We start from the raw sequence: 17,918 nt of genomic DNA on the forward strand, positions 1-17,918 counted from the left end.
CAACCCTTTCAAAAAGTAAAATGCAACACAGGTCTATCCTTATCATTTTCCTGGCATGTCTGCTCGGCATGGTTGCCCATGCGCAGACGTACAGCATACTGATCAAAGGCGGCACGGTGATCGACCCGAAGAACAATATCAACCAGGTAATGGATGTCGGTATTTTCGAAGGGAAGATCAGAAAAGTGGCGAAAGACATCGATCCGAAGGAGGCCCGCCAGGTGGTGGATGCCAAAGGGATGTTTGTTACACCCGGATTGATCGATATCCATGGGCACGTGTTTTTCGGTACCGAGCCAAACCATTACCTCAGTAATGGTTTGGTGGCGTTACCACCCGACGGCTTCACCTTCCGCGTAGGCGTGACAACCATCGTCGACGCGGGCGGTGCCGGCTGGGATTCATTTTCGGAATTTAAAAACAATGTGATTTTCAATTCCAAAACCCGTGTGCTCTCCCTCCTTAACATTGTAGGACAAGGCATGCGCGGTGGCAACTGGGAGCAGGACACGGCCGATATGGACCCGAACCTGGCCGCTGGTGTGGCCATCAGGAACCGCAATGATGTAGTCGGTTTTAAAGTTGCGCATTTCCAGGGCAAGGATTGGAAGCCCGTTGACAATGCGGTAAAAGCCGGCAAGCTGGCGAATATGCCGGTCATGATCGACTTTGGCGGCAGCACACCTCCCCTTCCGCTCGAAGAGCTTTTCATGAAACACCTTCGCCCCGGCGACATTTATACACACGCCTACACATTGCTCGAAGGTAATGTAAGAGAAACCATCGTGGACGAAGCGACGCAGAAAGTGAAGCCATTCGCGCTCGAAGCGCGTAAGAAAGGCATTGTGTTCGACGTCGGCTATGGCGGTGCGAGTTTCAACTATTCGCAGGCAATTCCGGCCATGAAAGCAGGTTTTTACCCCAATACCATCAGCACCGACCTTCACACGGGCAGCATGAACGGCTCGATGAAGGATATGCTCAGCATTATGTCGAAATTCTATAATATGGGCATGGACCTGCCGTCGGTCATCAAGGCCAGCACCTGGGAGCCCGCGAAGGTAATCCACCGCGAGCAGCTGGGCCACATTTCCGAAGGAGCCATCGCCGACGTAGCGGTATTTTCCATGCGAAAGGGCAATTTTGGATTTTACGACAAAACCGGTTACAAAGTCGAAGGCAAAGAAAAACTCGAATGTGAATTGACCGTCATGGGCGGAAAAATTGTCTATGATTTAAACGGCATTACAACGCCGATATATTTGAAGTAGGCAATAGGCCGTAGGCTGTAAGCTGTAAATTGAAGCCTATTGCTTAAAGCTTGTAGCTTATAGCATCAACATCCCCTAAACCCCTCTTTAATTGACCTATGTTAAAAAAACGTTTAAAATGGCCTGCTTCCCTGATGATACTGTTTGCACTGGGGTTTACGCAGCATTCTGATCAGGATTTACCGGTCGTAAATACCAAGAACGGCGGCTTGTTTTTGCCGGATGGCTTTGAAGCCACTGTGGTGGTCGACAGTCTTCCCGGCCGGGCGAGGCACATCGCAATCAATGACAATGGCGACATTTACGTAAAAGCACGCTTTGCCAATAAAGGTGAATCGGTGATCGCATTGCGTGATACGAACAACGATGGCCGTGCCGACATCATCAAGCGATTTGGCGGTGCAGCCAAAGAACGCGCCTATGGAACAGCCATGCGCATTTACAAGGGCTATCTGTATTTCAGCTCAGAGCTGGTTGTCTATCGTTACAAGCTCACTCCTGGCCAGCTCGTACCCGAAAGCCCCGAGGAAGTCATCCTGACCGACGATCACCCGCACGGCATGCACGAGCACATCGCGAAGCCCATCACATTTGATGACAAGGGTTTCATGTATGTACCCTTCGGCGCCAATTCCAACGCCTGCCAGGAGCAGAACCGCACGCCGGGCTCTAAAGGAATGGATCCCTGCCCAATCCTCGAAGACCATGGCGGTATCTGGAAATTCGATGCCAATAAGACAGGTCAGTTGCAAAAGGACGGCACCAAATTTGCTACCGGGCTCAGAAGTGTAGTGGCACTGGACTGGAATTTTGCCGATAACAACCTATATGCAGTACAACACGGCCGCGACGACCTGTTACGCCTCTGGCCACAGCTTTACAACGGCTGGCAAAGCGCAATGCTGCCTTCTGAGGAGTTTTTGAGAATTAAGGAGGGAACTCACGCCGGCTGGCCTTATTGCTATTGGGACCAGATGCAATCCAAAAAAGTCCTGAACCCCGAATATGGCGGTGACGGTAAAATCGTAGGCCAGTGCGACCAATATGAAAAGCCGTTGATTGGCTTCCCCGGTCACTGGGCGCCCAACGACATTTTATTCTACCAGGGCAACCAGCTTCCTGAGCACTATAAAAATGGCTCGTTCATTGCATTCCACGGTTCCACCAACCGGGCGCCTTACCCGCAATCCAGCTATTTCATCGGGTTTGTACCCTTTAAAAATGGCCAGGTAGCAGGTGAATATGAAGTTTTTGCCGACGGTTTCGCTGGCCTCGATCCGGTTGTGAACGTCAGCGACGCAGTTTACCGCCCGATGGGGATCGCGATGGGACCCGATGGCTCCATTTACATTGCAGAGACCGAAAAAGGCAAGATCTGGAAGGTTACCTACAAAGGCAACAAAAAGAAATTCGGAAAACCTGCGCTGGCGAAAATGGAACAGCGCAAAACGATGTCGCACATCCGCACACCCGATTTTGTGAACGATAACCTGGATAAGGACAAACCCGTTGCGGGCGGTAAAGTGTACAGCGTGTATTGCACCGCCTGCCACCAGCGAAACGGGATGGGCGATTCGCAGCGCTTCCCGCCGCTGGCAGGAGCCGAATGGGTCACCGGGGACAAAGAGCGACTCATCAAGGTATTGCTGAACGGCCTTGAAGGACCGATTGAGGTGAAAGGACAGTCCTACAACAATGTGATGCCGCAGCACAGCTTTTTGAAGGACGAAGAAATTTCAGAAGTACTGACACATATCCGGAGCAATTTCGGGAATAACGCAGGCCCTGTTACGACAGAAGAAGTAGCGAAAGTAAGAGCATCGCTCAAATAGCAAGACATTAAGCCATTCATCTTCCAACCCCGTTTGAGCGGATATTACTCTCCGGCAATTGAGTGTTCCTTTGAAGGGGTTGGAGGAAGAATGGCGATAGTAGCAATTCACCATTTCTGTATCCATGCTTAAAAATAAAATTTTAGCCGCAAGCTTCATCATTCTTTCAGGACTGGGTCTCGCCGGCTTCTCTTCTGAAAAGCATCCTTTTGAACAACACAGTCAGGAACCCTGGAAGGCACCGGCATGGGCCGATACATTGAAAAGCCCGTTTCACGAAGAACCGCTGACACTCGCTCAGGGCGAAGAACTCTTTACATTGTACTGTTCGTCCTGCCACGGCGAAACCGGTTACGGCGATGGTGCCGCGGGTGGTGCGCTGGGACAAAAACCGGCGAACTTCCACGATACCCTCGTAAAAGCACAAAGTGACGGCTCGCTGTTCTGGAAAATGTCCAATGGGCGGGGTAATATGCCGCCGTTCCAGGATGTCTTCACCGCCGAGCAGCGCTGGCAGCTCGTGGCATACATCCGGCATTTGGGCAAAACGGAGTAAGACAATTTTGAAATAATACTTCGGCTATCGGCTATCGAACTAAAAAAGCCGACAGCCGACAGCCAAAGTCACCTAAATCCCTTAAAACACAATGTTACATTACAGCCGCATCATCAAGTCCGGATTTACGTCGGTGCTCGCCCTGGGCATGACGTTTCCTATTTTCGGGCAACAACGTGAGGTCAGCACGTCCGTCCCAAAAGCACTTCGCGACGACATTACCATTGAGGAGTACATGAAGGTAGAACCGGAAGCGGTACGCCTCATCCAACATCCGGTTACCGGAGAAATGTATTATACCACGTTCTTTGGCGATGTGGTCAAAATCGTTGTCGAAGACGGGAAACCGGTAAGCAAAAAACTGCTATCCGTAGAAGACCACGGCATTCCCCGCTTGCAGGGCGCTGCATTTCACGGTAACACATTGTTCCTCGCAGGTAACGTGAGCGTGAACAACAACAAAGGCAACAAGGGCCGCATGGTCCGCTACGAAATGAAGCCCGGCGTTACCACGCCAGGCGTGGGAGCGCAGGGTGTTGAAAAACCTGAAATGACGGTGGTATTTAACACGGTGGAATATGGCGCTAACAAAACCACGTTCGATCACGGCTGGAATGCATTGGAAATCAGTCCGGACAACAAATACATTTTTGTAAATACCGGCGCACGCACCGACCATGGCGAAGTGCAGGACAATGGCGGCGAGTACCCCAATGCGCGCGACAACGCCCTCACAGCGAATATCTTCCGCATTCCGATCGGTTCCAAAGATTTGCTGCTTTCCACCGACCTGGCCAAGCTGAAAGCCGACGGCTACATTTTCGCAGAAGGTATCCGTAATGCCTACGATATGGCATTCGATGCGAAGGGTAACCTTTTTGCTGTGTCCAACTCCGGAGACTATGATCACCCCGAAGACATGTTCTGGGTGCGCAAAGGGCATCATTACGGTTTCCCCTGGGTGATGGGCGGTATCGACAACCCGCAGCAGTTTCCCGATTTTCAACCCGATCCCGAAAAAGATCCTTTCCTGAGCAAATTTGCGTTTGCCTTCCTGATGAAATACTTTCACAACGATCCGGACTTCCCGAAAAGGCCCGCCGGCGTGAAATTCAGCCCCTCGGTACAAAACCTGGGACCGGATGCCAATGAGTACCGCGACCGCAAAACCGGTGTCGTGATGGATGGCGATACCACCGGCGTAACGGTAGGCACATTCAATGCGCATTCATCTCCGCTAGGGTTATTCTTCGACACCCATAACGCCCTCGGCAAGGATCTTACCGGCGACGGTTTTGTGATCCGCTACACTGGCGGCCCCCGCAATGGCGTTGTCAACCCGAATCCGTTGCGCAGATATGGCAAAGACCTGCTCCACCTGGAAATGGTCTACGATAAGAAGTCAGATAATTACAAAACCAAGACCACCAGCATTATCAATAACTTCACCGCTCCTACCGACGCCTTGCTGATTGGCAACACACTTTACGTGATCGAGTACGGTGGCAAACAGGGCGGTAACAAAGCGGGCGGAAGTCTTTGGAAAATCACGCTTCCCGCTAACGAAAAGATAGCCAAGAAAGCGAAAAAGAAGACCTCGTAATTACATCTCGTTCTACATATAACTTTAATCATTCCATTATGAAATCTGAAAGAAGATCCATTATTAAAAAACTGTTTGCATCCGTAGCCGGAGTAGCAGGCCTGGGTGTTGCATCGAAAGCAAAAGCAGAAGTGGCGCCGGCACCTCAGAAAGAGGTAGGCGATGTGGAAATGTATCAGGATGTCCCTCTTTTTTCAGGACACACTAAATTCAACAACCTGGTGTTCGTGGCAGGTAAAGGCGCGCACTTCGACGGGGATATCACTGCGCATACCAAGCACGTACTGGACGAACTGGAAAAGGAATTGATCAAAGCAGGCTCTTCCATGGAAAAAGTACTGAAATGCAGCGTATTCCTGCATGACCTGAACGACTACAAGGCCATGAACGAAGCCTACAAAGGGCGCTTCGGCAGCAAGCCGCCATGCCGCACGACGGTAGCGGTATACGGCGGTGTTCCGGGAGATTCACTGGTTGAGATCGACTGTATTGCTTATGTGTAGCAGCCTGTAATGCTATTGCAAAGCCCTTCGGCTTCGCTCCGGATGCCAACAGTGCGCTACCCGGAATGCAGTCGAAGGGCTCACAACATGCCCATCCATTTCCTCCTTTCCTCCATCTTTCCTTTTCCCTTTGCCGGTAACCGATCCCTACCTCTCAGGCACTTACCCGAATTTTTCAAATTTATATTTCGGAATAATACAATTACCCCGCATTAAATTCGCTCACTAAAAATAAAGTCGGACTTATATTTTAGATTCCGGCGATTTAACAGTTAATTTGTTTAACTGACCCGACAAGATTTGAACAAGAGACAACGCATCGCTGAAGAGAATGAAGTTCTTTTGAATCTCTGGCAACAAAGCCAGGCAGGGGACAGTCTGGCGTTTTGCCAACTGGCCGACAAACAATACCGCACGCTTTTCAACTACGCCTGCAATTTCTCTTCCGACCGCGAGTTCATCAAAGACGCCATCCAGGACCTTTTGATCCATATCTGGGAAAGACGCCAAAATATTCAGATCCAGTTCGTAACCATTTATTTCCTGCGTGCATTGCGCAACCAGCTCATGCAGGAATTTCGCCGCCATAATGGCTCTCACCCTTTTCTGGATATCGACGAAGCCGGGCAGTTATCCGATTACCAGACCATCGAAACAGAGATCGAGCGCAATGAATTGCTCACCGAGAATCAGGTGAAAGTAAGGACTGCAATCGACGAGTTGCCGCGCCGCCAGAAAGAAGCCGTTTTCCTGAAATACTTCGAAGGCATGGACAATGAACAGATCGCCGATCTGATGCAGGTTAACCGCCAGTCGGTTGCCAACCTGCTTTTTAAAGCCATTACCTCGCTCAAACAGCATATTCATCCGATCAGTCACCTCTTATTACTTTGCTGCACACTGATCGCCTAGTCCGTAGCAACTGCCCCCTGTCTATTTTTTTTCCAAAGCCTGTATTCCATGCAACCGAAGGTATACCCAATACATCCTTTCGGTAACAAACTATAACCTATGGACCAAGCTGCCAGCAGAACCCTCTGGATCGATTACCTCCGCTCTTTCTTGACCGTTCTGGTAGTAGCCCACCACTCTTCCCTCGCCTATACCACTTTCGCCAGTTTCGACAAAGTAGCCTATATCCGCTCCACTCATCCTGTCGTAGACGCAAGCCGCTGGATCGGAATTGATATTTTCGAAAACTTCAACGACGTATTCTTCATGTCGCTGATGTTCCTGATCGCCGGCCTGTTCGTTATCAAAAGCATCCGGCACAAAGGAGCGCCGGCATTCATCCGGGACCGGTTCTTCCGGCTCTTTGTTCCGTTTATCATTTTAGGGACGCTTGTAAACCTCATTGCGCATTACCCCGCGTATCTGCTTGCACATGGGAGCGGGGACCCGTGGGAGTATGTGTACGACTTTTTTACAGTGGAGCAATGGCCCGTCGGGCCGCCGTGGTTTATCTGGGTATTATTTTTGTTCAATGTCGCATTTGCGTTGATGTACCTGGCCTTCAAACCTTACTTCGGCCTACCTGTGGACGCATCCGTAAGCAGGCCCGTACGCCCGTACAAAACTGGGCTGGTTATCTTGTTTTGGTTTCTTTTCACATTCGTACTATACGTTCCCTTCGCATTCTGGCTCGGCCCGGGTAAATGGACAGGCTTCGGGCCGTTCGACCTCCAGATCACCAGGGCCGCATTGTATTTTGGTTACTTCATGCTCGGTGCCTGGCTCGGTAAGATGCAATTCAACGAACGGCTACTGGGAATGGATTCACCGCTCGTCCGTCGTTATTCGCTATGGTTACTCCTGTGCGCCGGCGCCTATACGTTACTCACGCTCTCATCGCCACTCCTCACCAAGCTGGTGAAGCAGGGCACCTTAACCGAGCTTACCGGCTATCTCATTTACTTCTCCATTTATGTGTCATCCTGCAGCTTTAGTTGCATTGCATTTCTGACGACATTCAGGGCATTGACCCGAAAGCAAAATGCGGCCTGGAATTCGTTGTCGGACCATGCGTATCTGATCTATCTCCTCCACTACGCATTTGTGATATGGATACAGTACTTCCTGCTGGATATGCCATTGCCCGCATTTGCCAAATTTTCGTTGACTTTTTTGGCCGCACTTTCCGGAAGCTGGGCAGTCAGCATTTCATTGAAGAAAATAGGCCTGATAAAAAAATATATCTGAGAGATGATCCGGAGTCATAGTATTGATCATTCAGTTTCATTATACTATTTAGCCCGCTATTTCTCCGGGTACATATGGGCTCGTTTTGAAAAATACAATATGATTTCTAAGACATCAATCTATTGATACTTAAAAGATCAGCTATTCATCGTAGGATCGTTTCAACTATACAGACGGCGCTATCATGCGGAGCACCCGTTTCACTGCCTATTTAACCCGCCCTTTTCAAATTTCCCGGAAAATTATTTCCAGAAAAAGAGTATCAGCCTAATCTTCTCGCATCCTTATTAAAATTAGCCATATTATTATTTGCCCAATATGCTCCAATACCGCAATTTTCTTCCGGAGGAACTGGCCGCCGACCCATCATTCAGACGCTGGGTGCTTTTCAGCACTCCTGCCGACGAGGCTGTATGGACCGAATGGCTCGCGCACAATCCGGACAAACAGGAATTAGTCAACAGCGCCCGGAATTTCCTGGCAATGACAGAAGCGGCATTCGATCAGATTCCCGACGAGGAAGTGGCGAATGAAATTTACCGGCTATCCCATGCGATTGGTGAAAATCATGCCAAGAAATCATCGATACGGCTGCGTTTCAGGCCGAACTGGTACCATATGGCGGCATCTGTCCTGATCCTGATGATTGCCGGATGGTGGTATAACAAGCAAACCCTTTCGCAGCAGCAATCGGATCAATACAAGGTGATATTAAGCCAGATCAGCGAACCGCTGATCGAGGCCATCAATACCACGGATAAAGCGCAGCTGGTAATCCTGGAAGATGGTAGCTCGGTGGTGTTGCAACCTAACAGCCGCATTACGTATCCGCGCAAGTTCGAAGATCGCAAACGCGAAGTGTTCCTGAAAGGCGAGGCGTTCTTTGAAGTCGCCAAAAATCCGGATAAACCCTTTTACGTGTATGCACATACGCTGGCTACAAAAGTGTTGGGCACGAGCTTCAAAGTGAGTGCATTCGACGATCAGGAGGTGAAGGTGGTGGTCAAAACCGGGAAGGTGTCCGTTTTCCCGATGACGAAAGAGGCCATTGCGAGTCAGCATGCGGATGATAAACTGGGTGGAATGGTGCTGACACCTAATCAGCAGATCACCTTCGCACCCAAGGAGTTACGACTCACACGCAGCCTGATCCCCGATCCCAAGCTGCTGGAACTGCCGATTCAACGGCAATCATTTGAATTCAAAGGAACGCCAATCACCGAAGTGTTTGCGGCATTGGAAAAATCATATGGTGTAAAAATCGTGTTCGACGCGGAGGTGATGCAGAACTGCTATCTCACGGCCTCGCTCTCCGATGAACCGCTGTTCGAGAAGATCGATCTGATCTGCAAGACCATTGGTGCGCATTATGAGCAATTGGACGCCAGCATCATCATTAACAGTAAAGGATGCTAACGAAATTACCTTTCTCTCAATACTTTATGACAAATTCACCAGTGCCTATGACCAGAAACGACTACTAATTTCCAGTTCAAAAAAGGCCGATGATGCTGCAACATCACCGACCCGATCAATCCCCATGCTTGTGTACGCTTAACAGCATCTGAATGAGGCTGCTGTGGGAACCATTATGCCGAATTTTAACCCGACAAAAATCAAAATTATGTCAAAAGAAGTACAATTTCACCATGCTTTACAGAAAATCATGCGCATTACTCTGTATCAAGCCCTGCTCTCTATTGCATTCAGCACTTTCGTTCACGCGAGCGACGTGCGTGGACAAAGAGTGCTAGAACAAAAAGTGACTTTGCGTTTAGCCAATTCTGAGATTGACAAGGCTTTGGAGAAGATCGAGAATGTGACAAAGGTTAAGTTTATGTACAACCCTCAGATCTTCAATAACCAGAAAGCATCCTATAAATTTCAGGACGAATCCCTATCCGAAGTCCTTTCCAAAATTCTGACCCCGCATAAAGTCACTTACGAAGTCGTACAGGACCGCATTATCCTGCGTCGCGAGCAGGCTCCTGTGGAAGACAATGCATCCGGCACCAAAACTTCCCCGAAACGCAATGTAACGGGTAATGTGAAGGATGAAACGGGCGCAGGCCTGCCCGGCGTGAGCGTACTCGTAAAAGGCACCCAGAGAGGCACTTCCACGGATGCAGAAGGTAAGTTTTTTCTGGATATCCCCGACGGCGAAGTATCGGCCGCCGTACTGGTTTTTAGTTTTGTAGGTTACACCACCCAGGAAGTTACCGTGGGCAGCCAAACCAATCTTGATATCCAGCTGGCGCCTGAGGCGAAAGCACTGAACGAAGTGGTGGTAACAGCCTTGGGTATTTCCAAAGAGAAAAAAGCATTGGCCTACGCCGTGACCGAAGTAAAAGGCAGCGAGTTCACACAGGCCCGTGAAAACAATATCGCAAATGCATTGACCGGTAAAATTGCAGGGGTGAATGCAACAGGTATGTCGACCGGCCCTGGTGGTTCCAGCCGGATCATCATCCGTGGTAACGGTTCCTTGAGTGGTAACAACCAGCCATTATATGTAATCAACGGTATGCCGATGGACAACAGCGTTCCAGGCGGCGGCAATGCGTCGGACGGTAACGGTAACAACACCGACCGTGGTGACGGTATCGGTGGTATCAACCCCGATGACATCGAGTCGATCAGCGTTTTGAAAGGCGGCCCTGCTGCGGCACTTTACGGTGCCCGTGCATCCAATGGGGTGATTTTGATTACAACTAAAAAAGGCCGCGCGCAAAAAGGAATCGGCGTGGAGTACAACGGTAACTTCTCGGTGGATAACCTTTCCATCATCCCCGACTGGCAATATGAGTACGGACAAGGAGTTGATGGCGTGAAACCAACCACCCAGACGCAGGCAAAGAGCTCAGGCCGCTTGTCGTACGGTGCCAAAATGGATGGCACCCCTGTCGTGCAGTTCGACGGCGTGGAACGCCCTTATTCACCTCAGAAAGACAACCTGAAAAACTTCTACCGCGCAGGGACCAACTACATCAACTCGATCTCCTTTACAGGTGGCAACGAGTCGGTTAACTTCCGTTTTGGTCTGAACAACACCAGTTCGAAGAGCATCGTCCCCAACTCTTCTTTTAACAGAAGAATAGCAAACCTGAACCTGAATGCATTTTTGGGCAAAAAGCTGAGCATTGAAACCGTTGTCCAGTACAACATCGAAAACGGCCACAACCGTCCGAAAGTAGGTTACGCTGACTACAACCCGCACTGGGCTACTTACCTGGTAGCGAATACCGTTGATATCCGAAGCCTCTCTCCGGGTTACGACGCAACTACCGGTAAAGAAGTAGAATGGAACCCGGTACCTGCCGCTCCAAACCCTTACTTCGTGGTCAACAAGTTCGTCAATGAAGACCAGAAGAACCGTTTCCTCGGCCAGGCCAATATCAAATATGACATTTTGGACAACCTGTTCATCAAAGGAAGCGTGAGCCGGGATTACTATAACTTTAACTATGAGTTCGTAGTGCCGACTGCCAATGCGTACCAGCCACTGGGGACGTATGAAGCCAAGAAAGTTACTTCTTCCGAAACCAACGGAATGCTGACACTGAACTACTCCAAGGACTTCTCCGAGGATTTCAACTTCTCGGCATTGGTGGGTGGTAACATGCAAAAAAGCATCTACGACCAGACAGCCTTCAACGGTTCGGAATTTACCATTCCAGGCTTTTACAGCTTCACCAACCTGGCTACCTCAACTGTGGTGCCTACCTACAACAAAAGCGCGATCAATTCCTTGTTCGGTTCCGCGGATCTGGGCTATAAAGGATTGGCATATCTGACCGTTTCCGGCCGTCAGGACTGGTTCTCGGTGCTGAACAGCAAAAGCAACAGCATCTTCTATCCTGCAATCGGTGGTTCTTTGATCCTTTCGGAAGCATTCAAACTGCCAGCCGTGGTGAGCTTCGCCAAACTGCGGGGATCATGGGCACAGGTGGGTGGTGCCAATGTGGTTCCCTACCAGATCTACCAAAGCTACGCCATGGCGGTGGGTGGCCACAACGGACGTCCGGTTCAGCAATTGTCGTCGTCTATCGTACCAAACCCGGATCTGAAGCCGCTTACATCTACCACATACGAAGCCGGTCTCGAAGCTAAATTCCTTCAAAACCGTTTAGGTCTCGATGTGACGCTGTATAACCGCAAGACGACCAACGACATCGTTCAAAGCAATATCGCCTCTTCTTCGGGTTACACCGCTGCATTGTTAAACGTGGGTGAACTGAGCAACAAGGGTATCGAACTCTTGCTGACCGGAACCGCGATTAAAAACAACGACTTCATGTGGGACATCAGCTACAACATGGCCTACAACAAGAGCAAGATCATCAAGCTCGCCGACAACCTGCCTAACCTTAGTATCGGCACCGGTGTAGGCGGTGGTTTGATCAACAATGTGGAGCGTGGTACTTACGGCGAAGTCTGGGGTTACAACAAGCTCAAAGATGCTGCCGGCAACACCGTGTTTAACACGGCCAGCGGCTACGCAGTAAGGGGCAACCTCGAAAAACTGGGTAACGGGACCCCTCCGCTGACCATGGGTATCACCAACAATTTCAAGTACAAAAACTTCTCTCTAAATATCCTGATCGATGGCAAATTCGGAAGTGTCGTGTACTCAAACATGTATCAGTATGCCTACCGTTTCGGTTTACCCAAGGAAACATTGCCAGGTCGTGAAACTGGCCTGACGGTAACCGGTGTAACGCCCGAAGGTGCTCCTTTCTCGAAAACATGGGAGAAAAAAGACATTGATACCTACTATGACAATGACAAGAACTACACAGGCATTTTCACATTCAACAACGACTTTGTGAAACTGCGCCAGGTGATCCTGAGCTACAACCTGCCGGTTGGCAAATTCTCGATCCTCGGTACCAAGCTGCAGTCTGCTTCTGTTTCGATCGTCGGACGTAACCTTGCCCTGCTTTATAAGGACAAGAGAAACAAGTACTTCGATCCGGAATCGAGCTACACCAACGGCAATGCGCAGGGTCTGGAAGCATTCGGTGTACCCAGAACGAGAAACATCGGCGTGAACCTGACTGTGAAGTTTTAATCATTCAAAATTTTTGTGACGATGAACAAATTCCTGAAACTATCATATATGGCCATGATGGCCGCTTTCGTCTCCTCCTGCGACAACAATTTCGAGGAAATGAATGTAAACCCCAACGCATCCAGGGATGTTGTACCCGGCTTCCTGTTTACACGTGCGCAATTAACGACCGTAAGCAACAACTTCACCGGTGGCGCTTATCTGACGATCGGACAGTCGATGCAACATTTCGCGACCTACAAAGAGGTACCTGCGGCAGGTGACAAGTATTTCAATTATACCTATTCTACCGGCAACTGGGCATTGTTTGGCGGTGATCCGGCCACGGCAGGTGCTGTAATCGACGTCGCACAGGTGATCGACGCCCTGAAAACGTCGCCCGACAATGTGAACAAAATGTCGGTTTCCCGGATATGGCGGGCTTACTTATACCACCGCCTTACGGATCTCTATGGTGACATTCCTTACACGGATGCAGGCAAGGCACTGACTGACAAGAACTTCACACCGAAGTACGATAGCCAGGCATTCATTTACGCGGATATGCTGAAGGAAATCGAGGAGTCGCTGGCTGCGTTCGATGCCAGCAAACCCACTTTCGGCAATGCCGACCTGATTTTTGGCGGAAATGTAGCACAATGGAAAAAGTTTGGTTATTCGCTGATGCTGCGCCTGGGCATGCGTCTTACGGAAGTTGATCCTGCTATGGCTGAAGCCTGGGTAAAAAAGGCAATTGCGGGAGGAGTAATCACAGCCGACACCGATCTTGCCAAAATCGAATACGTAGACGGTTCCATTACGGCCAGCAGAAACTTTATCTCAGCGGGGCTGATGAGCACCGACTACGTCGCTGCCGGTGGTGATAACGTAGAGGGCGGTAAATTCGCAAAAACATTGATCGACCATTTAAAAGCAACGCAGGATCCGCGTCTGAATGTGATCTCGGTGGTTTGGACCAAAGCTTCGAAGGATGCACCTTATGTTGCCGATACAGCCACTGCATTGCAAACAGGAATGCCCAATGCTGCATTCAACGGGCTGCCGGCCAATTTTGACCAGTATTCGGAGCCAAACCCGGCCACGATCCTGAAATACAGCGCTCCGTTGCTGGTAATGACTCCCGCGGAAATGCACCTCCTGCTCGCGGAAGCGAACCTGAGAGGATGGTACAGCGGCGCTACCGCAGAGGCGTCGTATAATGCGGCTGTTACTTCCGGCCTGAAGCAATGGGCGACATTCGGAACGGCGGGTGTGATCTCTGATGCGAAAATCGCGGCTTACCTTAAAGCCAATCCATTCAACGCAGCCGGAACGCTGGCGCAAAAAATGGAGCAGATCGGTACACAGAAATGGGTGTCCCTTTTCCTGGAAGACGAGTACGAGATCTTCTCGAACTGGAGACGTACCGGCTATCCTAAGCTGACTCCGACCAATTATCCCGGTAATCTTACCGGCGGCAAAATCCCCACCCGCTTCGTGATCCCTGATTCGGAGGAGCTTTACAACAAAGTTAATTTTTACGAAGCGCGTACACGCCAGGGCGGTACAAATACGCTTTCGAGTGTAGTTTGGTGGGATAAATAAGCAGGGCCATGCGCTGCCTGTCCATCAAGTAAATGACCGATACGGATTGCTGACCAAAATCGGCAATCCGTATCGCTTTTTTATATCCCAAAAAATTTCGTCCCTGAATGAGGAATTTCAACCCGTTTTTTGTCTTATCAATAATAGCATAATCCTAACCCCAACCCCATGATCAAAAAAGTATTGTTTGCCGCCGCCCTGTTCTGCTGCGCCGGTATCGTGAATGCACAGAAGTATTCGGTCGTCATCAAAGGCGGCCACGTGATTGACCCAAAAAACAACGTCAACAGCATCATGGACGTCGCCCTGAAAGGTGATACCGTTATGCTGGTTGCGAAGAACATCGACGCCAAGGAAGGTGTGCAGGTGGTGAACGCCAAAGGTCTTTTTGTCACGCCCGGCCTGATCGACATTCACTCGCACAATTTCTACGGCACCAAAATGGACCAGACTTACAGCAATGGTCCCAATGCGCTCCCGCCAGACGGTTTTACCTTCCGTACCGGTGTGACTACCGTGGTGGATGCAGGCTGCGCAGGCTGGAAGTCCTTCCCCGATTTCAAGAAACAAACCATCGACATTTCCAGAACAAGGGTACTCTCATTCCTCAATATTGTAGGAGAGGGCATGCGCGGGGGAACTTACGAGCAGAATGTGGAGGACATGGACGCTGCTGCCACTGCCAAAGTCGCAAAGGAGTATCCCGAATACATCGTCGGCATCAAGCTGGCCCACTTCAATGGCTACAACTGGACCCCGACCGACCGCGCCGTGGAAGCGGGCAAGCTGGCCAACATTCCGGTCATGATCGATTTCGGTGGCAGCCAGCCCGTGCTGCCTATCGAAGAGCTATTCATGAAGCACCTCCGCCCCGGCGACATTTTCACGCACTGCTTCGGACAGCTCAGCAGCCGCGAACCGATCGTGGATGTAGCGGCAGGCAAAGTGAAGCCATTTGTTTACGAGGCACGTAAGAAGGGTATCATCTTCGACGTGGGCTACGGCGGCATCAGCTTCGCATTCTCGCAGGCGATCCCGGCCGTGAAAACCGGTTTTTACCCCAACACCATCAGCACCGATATCCACACCGGCAGTATGAACAACGCCATGAAGGATATGCTCAACGTCATGTCTAAGTTCCTTGCGATGGGAATGGACTTGCCGAGCGTCATCAAAGCCAGCACTTGGGCACCCGCACAGGCCATTCACCGCGAAGAGTTGGGCAACCTTTCGGTAGGCTCACGAGCCGATGTTTCAGTACTGCGTGTACTCGACGGTAAGTTCCAGATGAACGACACCGGTACATTCGGCTTCTTCGATTACACCGGCTCCAAAGTACAGGGCAAACAGAAACTCGAAGCCGAAGTTACCATTCGCGCCGGCAGGGTCGTGTATGACCTGAATGGGCTGACCAACCCGATCGTCGTTTCCAGAAGATAGTGTTTCAAAAAACCTCTAAAAGTGTAATGCGATGATGCTGTCCCCCCTTCGTACCCTGCTGACTGTCCTTATCATTCTTTCGTCCGTTCCATCCCTAATGGCGGCGTTTGCACTGAACGAGATCCGCATTGAGCGGCATAGGCCCGTACGTATGCGTGACGGCGTGATCCTGTATGCGGACGTGTACCTCCCGGCAGCACCGGGCAAGTACCCGACGATCGTTACCCGCACGCCCTACGGCTCGCAGCGCGACGGAGTTCATCAGACGATGATCAGGTTTGCCCAGCGGGGTTATGCGGTGGTGGTGCAGGACGTGCGCGGACGCTACGAAAGCGATGGTAAATGGGAGCCATTTCGGGATGAGGCCAAGGACGGCTATGACACCATCGAATGGGCTGCCGCTCAGCCGTTTTCCAATGGAAAAGTCGCCACGCAGGGAGGAAGCTACCTCGGGCATAACCAGTGGCAGGCCGCGAGCCTGAACCCGCCGCACCTGGTAGCAGCATTCCCGTCGCTGGCCTCCACGAATATCTATGCCAACTGGATCACCATGGGCGGCGCTTTCCGCCTGAGTTTTAACTACGGCTGGGGCGTCGTGAGAATGCCCAACCGCATCATGCTGCCCCAGTATTGGCATACCGAAAATTACACTCCCGAAGAACTCAAATATGCCAATGTGCTCATGCATTTACCGCTGCAAAGCGGCGACCTGAAGAGTGCAGGTTCAGTCGTGCAGCATTACCGCGACTGGATCAGGCACGAGAGCTACGACGATTATTGGAAAGCCATCAGCGATGAAGAGCGCTTCGATAAGATCAAAGTACCCACTTATGTATCCGGTGGCTGGTTTGATATTTTCGTCATGGGGACGATCAATGGATATGTCGGGATGAGAAATAAGGGAGCGACGCCAGAAGCCCGTAAAGGAGCCCGCATGATCATCGGGCCCTGGGGACATGGCCCCTCACAGAAATTCGGCGATGTTGATTTTACGTCTGCCGCCTTCGTTGAGCAGTTCGAAACCGAGCTCGCGTTCTTCGACTACCACTTGAAAGGCATTAAAAATGCCGTAGAAACCGACAAACCGGTGCGCCTTTTTTATATGGGTGTGAACCAATGGCGCGCCGAAACGGACTGGCCTATTCCCGCGACGCAGTTCAGGGAAGTGTACCTCGACGGCGACGCAGCGGCCAATTCGGTGCGTGGCAATGGGAAGCTATCATTCAGCAAACCTGCCAAAGCCGGGACCAACCAGTACACCTACGATCCGCGGAGTCCGGTACCCACCACCGGCGGGAACAACTGCTGCGGTACACCAACCTTATCCGGCCCGCGCGACCAGCGCCCGCTCGAACAGCGCGAGGATGTGCTCGTATATACGAGCGAATTTCTGGATAAGGCCCTGACCATCGCCGGACCGGTCAAAATGAAGCTATACGCCGCTACCGACGGGCCTGATACCGACTGGATGATCAAACTGGTCGACGTATATCCCGACGGCTTCGCAATGCCGGTTTCCGAAGGTATTATCCGTGCCAAATTCCGGGAAGGGCTGGATAAGATGAAATTGCTCACGCCCGGCCAGGTTTACGAATACGATATCGAAATGACGGGAACTGCCAACGTGTTCCAGCCCGGCCACCGCATCCGGGTTGACATTACATCGAGCAATTTCCCGCAGTTTGACAGAAACCCCAACACGGGAGAGCCGCTGGGCACGAGTACCAAAACCCGGGTTGCCAGCCAAGCCGTCCATCACGGCGGTGCCAGGATGAGCCATATCGTGCTACCCGTTGTCGGCGACCTTAGCCGTAACTGATTTTTCCCTAATTTTATCCACTCACATTCTAGCTGAACTC

The 17,918-nt window shown here is 50.9% G+C and carries 12 protein-coding genes; all 12 read left to right on the forward strand.

The window, feature by feature from the left end; translation table 11 throughout:
• Nucleotides 1-20: 20 nt before the first annotated feature.
• The 12 genes from BP71_RS15635 to BP71_RS15690 all read left to right on the forward strand — a co-directional run bounded on the left by BP71_RS15635 (nt 21) and on the right by BP71_RS15690 (nt 17,878).
• Nucleotides 21-1,271 (forward strand): amidohydrolase/deacetylase family metallohydrolase, encoded by a 1,251-nt coding sequence (locus BP71_RS15635; protein WP_496380771.1) that lies wholly within the window; start codon nt 21-23, stop codon nt 1,269-1,271.
• A gap of 98 nt (nt 1,272-1,369) precedes the next feature.
• A complete protein-coding gene (locus tag BP71_RS15640; protein WP_496380773.1) occupies nt 1,370-3,103 on the forward strand; it encodes a PQQ-dependent sugar dehydrogenase in 1,734 nt (577 codons plus the stop codon).
• A 124-nt stretch (nt 3,104-3,227) separates the two neighbouring features.
• The gene (locus BP71_RS15645) at nt 3,228-3,659 is read left to right on the forward strand and encodes a c-type cytochrome (protein ID WP_496380775.1); all 432 of its coding nucleotides are present in this window, start codon (nt 3,228-3,230) and stop codon (nt 3,657-3,659) included.
• A 91-nt stretch (nt 3,660-3,750) separates the two neighbouring features.
• The gene (locus BP71_RS15650; protein WP_496380777.1) at nt 3,751-5,262 is read left to right on the forward strand and encodes a PQQ-dependent sugar dehydrogenase; all 1,512 of its coding nucleotides are present in this window, start codon (nt 3,751-3,753) and stop codon (nt 5,260-5,262) included.
• A gap of 38 nt (nt 5,263-5,300) precedes the next feature.
• Nucleotides 5,301-5,765: a RidA family protein gene (locus BP71_RS15655; RefSeq protein WP_496380778.1), complete on the forward strand. Its 465-nt coding sequence runs from the start codon at nt 5,301-5,303 to the stop codon at nt 5,763-5,765.
• Nucleotides 5,766-6,065: 300 nt separating this feature from the next.
• Complete coding sequence (locus tag BP71_RS15660) at nt 6,066-6,677, forward strand: RNA polymerase sigma factor (RefSeq protein WP_496380780.1); 612 nt, start codon at nt 6,066-6,068, stop codon at nt 6,675-6,677.
• A 99-nt stretch (nt 6,678-6,776) separates the two neighbouring features.
• Nucleotides 6,777-7,964: an acyltransferase family protein gene (locus tag BP71_RS15665; RefSeq protein ID WP_496380782.1), complete on the forward strand. Its 1,188-nt coding sequence runs from the start codon at nt 6,777-6,779 to the stop codon at nt 7,962-7,964.
• A 318-nt stretch (nt 7,965-8,282) separates the two neighbouring features.
• Complete coding sequence (locus BP71_RS15670) at nt 8,283-9,380, forward strand: FecR family protein (RefSeq protein WP_496380784.1); 1,098 nt, start codon at nt 8,283-8,285, stop codon at nt 9,378-9,380.
• Between the two features lie 208 nt (nt 9,381-9,588).
• Nucleotides 9,589-13,035: a SusC/RagA family TonB-linked outer membrane protein gene (locus BP71_RS15675; protein ID WP_496380786.1), complete on the forward strand. Its 3,447-nt coding sequence runs from the start codon at nt 9,589-9,591 to the stop codon at nt 13,033-13,035.
• Between the two features lie 21 nt (nt 13,036-13,056).
• Nucleotides 13,057-14,619 (forward strand): SusD/RagB family nutrient-binding outer membrane lipoprotein, encoded by a 1,563-nt coding sequence (locus BP71_RS15680; protein WP_496380788.1) that lies wholly within the window; start codon nt 13,057-13,059, stop codon nt 14,617-14,619.
• Between the two features lie 168 nt (nt 14,620-14,787).
• Nucleotides 14,788-16,059 (forward strand): amidohydrolase/deacetylase family metallohydrolase, encoded by a 1,272-nt coding sequence (locus tag BP71_RS15685; RefSeq protein ID WP_496380790.1) that lies wholly within the window; start codon nt 14,788-14,790, stop codon nt 16,057-16,059.
• Nucleotides 16,060-16,090: 31 nt separating this feature from the next.
• The gene (locus BP71_RS15690; protein WP_496380792.1) at nt 16,091-17,878 is read left to right on the forward strand and encodes a CocE/NonD family hydrolase; all 1,788 of its coding nucleotides are present in this window, start codon (nt 16,091-16,093) and stop codon (nt 17,876-17,878) included.
• Nucleotides 17,879-17,918: the final 40 nt, after the last annotated feature.

It is taken from the genome of Dyadobacter ginsengisoli DSM 21015, assembly GCF_059568735.1.

Coding starts and splice junctions, on each gene's coding strand:
- BP71_RS15645 (WP_496380775.1), top strand. CDS start 3,228: ATGCTTAAAAATAAAATTTTAGCCGCAAGCTTCATCATTCTTTCAGGA.
- BP71_RS15690 (WP_496380792.1), top strand. CDS start 16,091: ATGATGCTGTCCCCCCTTCGTACCCTGCTGACTGTCCTTATCATTCTT.
- BP71_RS15685 (WP_496380790.1), top strand. CDS start 14,788: ATGATCAAAAAAGTATTGTTTGCCGCCGCCCTGTTCTGCTGCGCCGGT.
- BP71_RS15635 (WP_496380771.1), top strand. CDS start 21: ATGCAACACAGGTCTATCCTTATCATTTTCCTGGCATGTCTGCTCGGC.
- BP71_RS15665 (WP_496380782.1), top strand. CDS start 6,777: ATGGACCAAGCTGCCAGCAGAACCCTCTGGATCGATTACCTCCGCTCT.
- BP71_RS15655 (WP_496380778.1), top strand. CDS start 5,301: ATGAAATCTGAAAGAAGATCCATTATTAAAAAACTGTTTGCATCCGTA.
- BP71_RS15680 (WP_496380788.1), top strand. CDS start 13,057: ATGAACAAATTCCTGAAACTATCATATATGGCCATGATGGCCGCTTTC.
- BP71_RS15675 (WP_496380786.1), top strand. CDS start 9,589: ATGTCAAAAGAAGTACAATTTCACCATGCTTTACAGAAAATCATGCGC.
- BP71_RS15650 (WP_496380777.1), top strand. CDS start 3,751: ATGTTACATTACAGCCGCATCATCAAGTCCGGATTTACGTCGGTGCTC.
- BP71_RS15670 (WP_496380784.1), top strand. CDS start 8,283: ATGCTCCAATACCGCAATTTTCTTCCGGAGGAACTGGCCGCCGACCCA.
- BP71_RS15640 (WP_496380773.1), top strand. CDS start 1,370: ATGTTAAAAAAACGTTTAAAATGGCCTGCTTCCCTGATGATACTGTTT.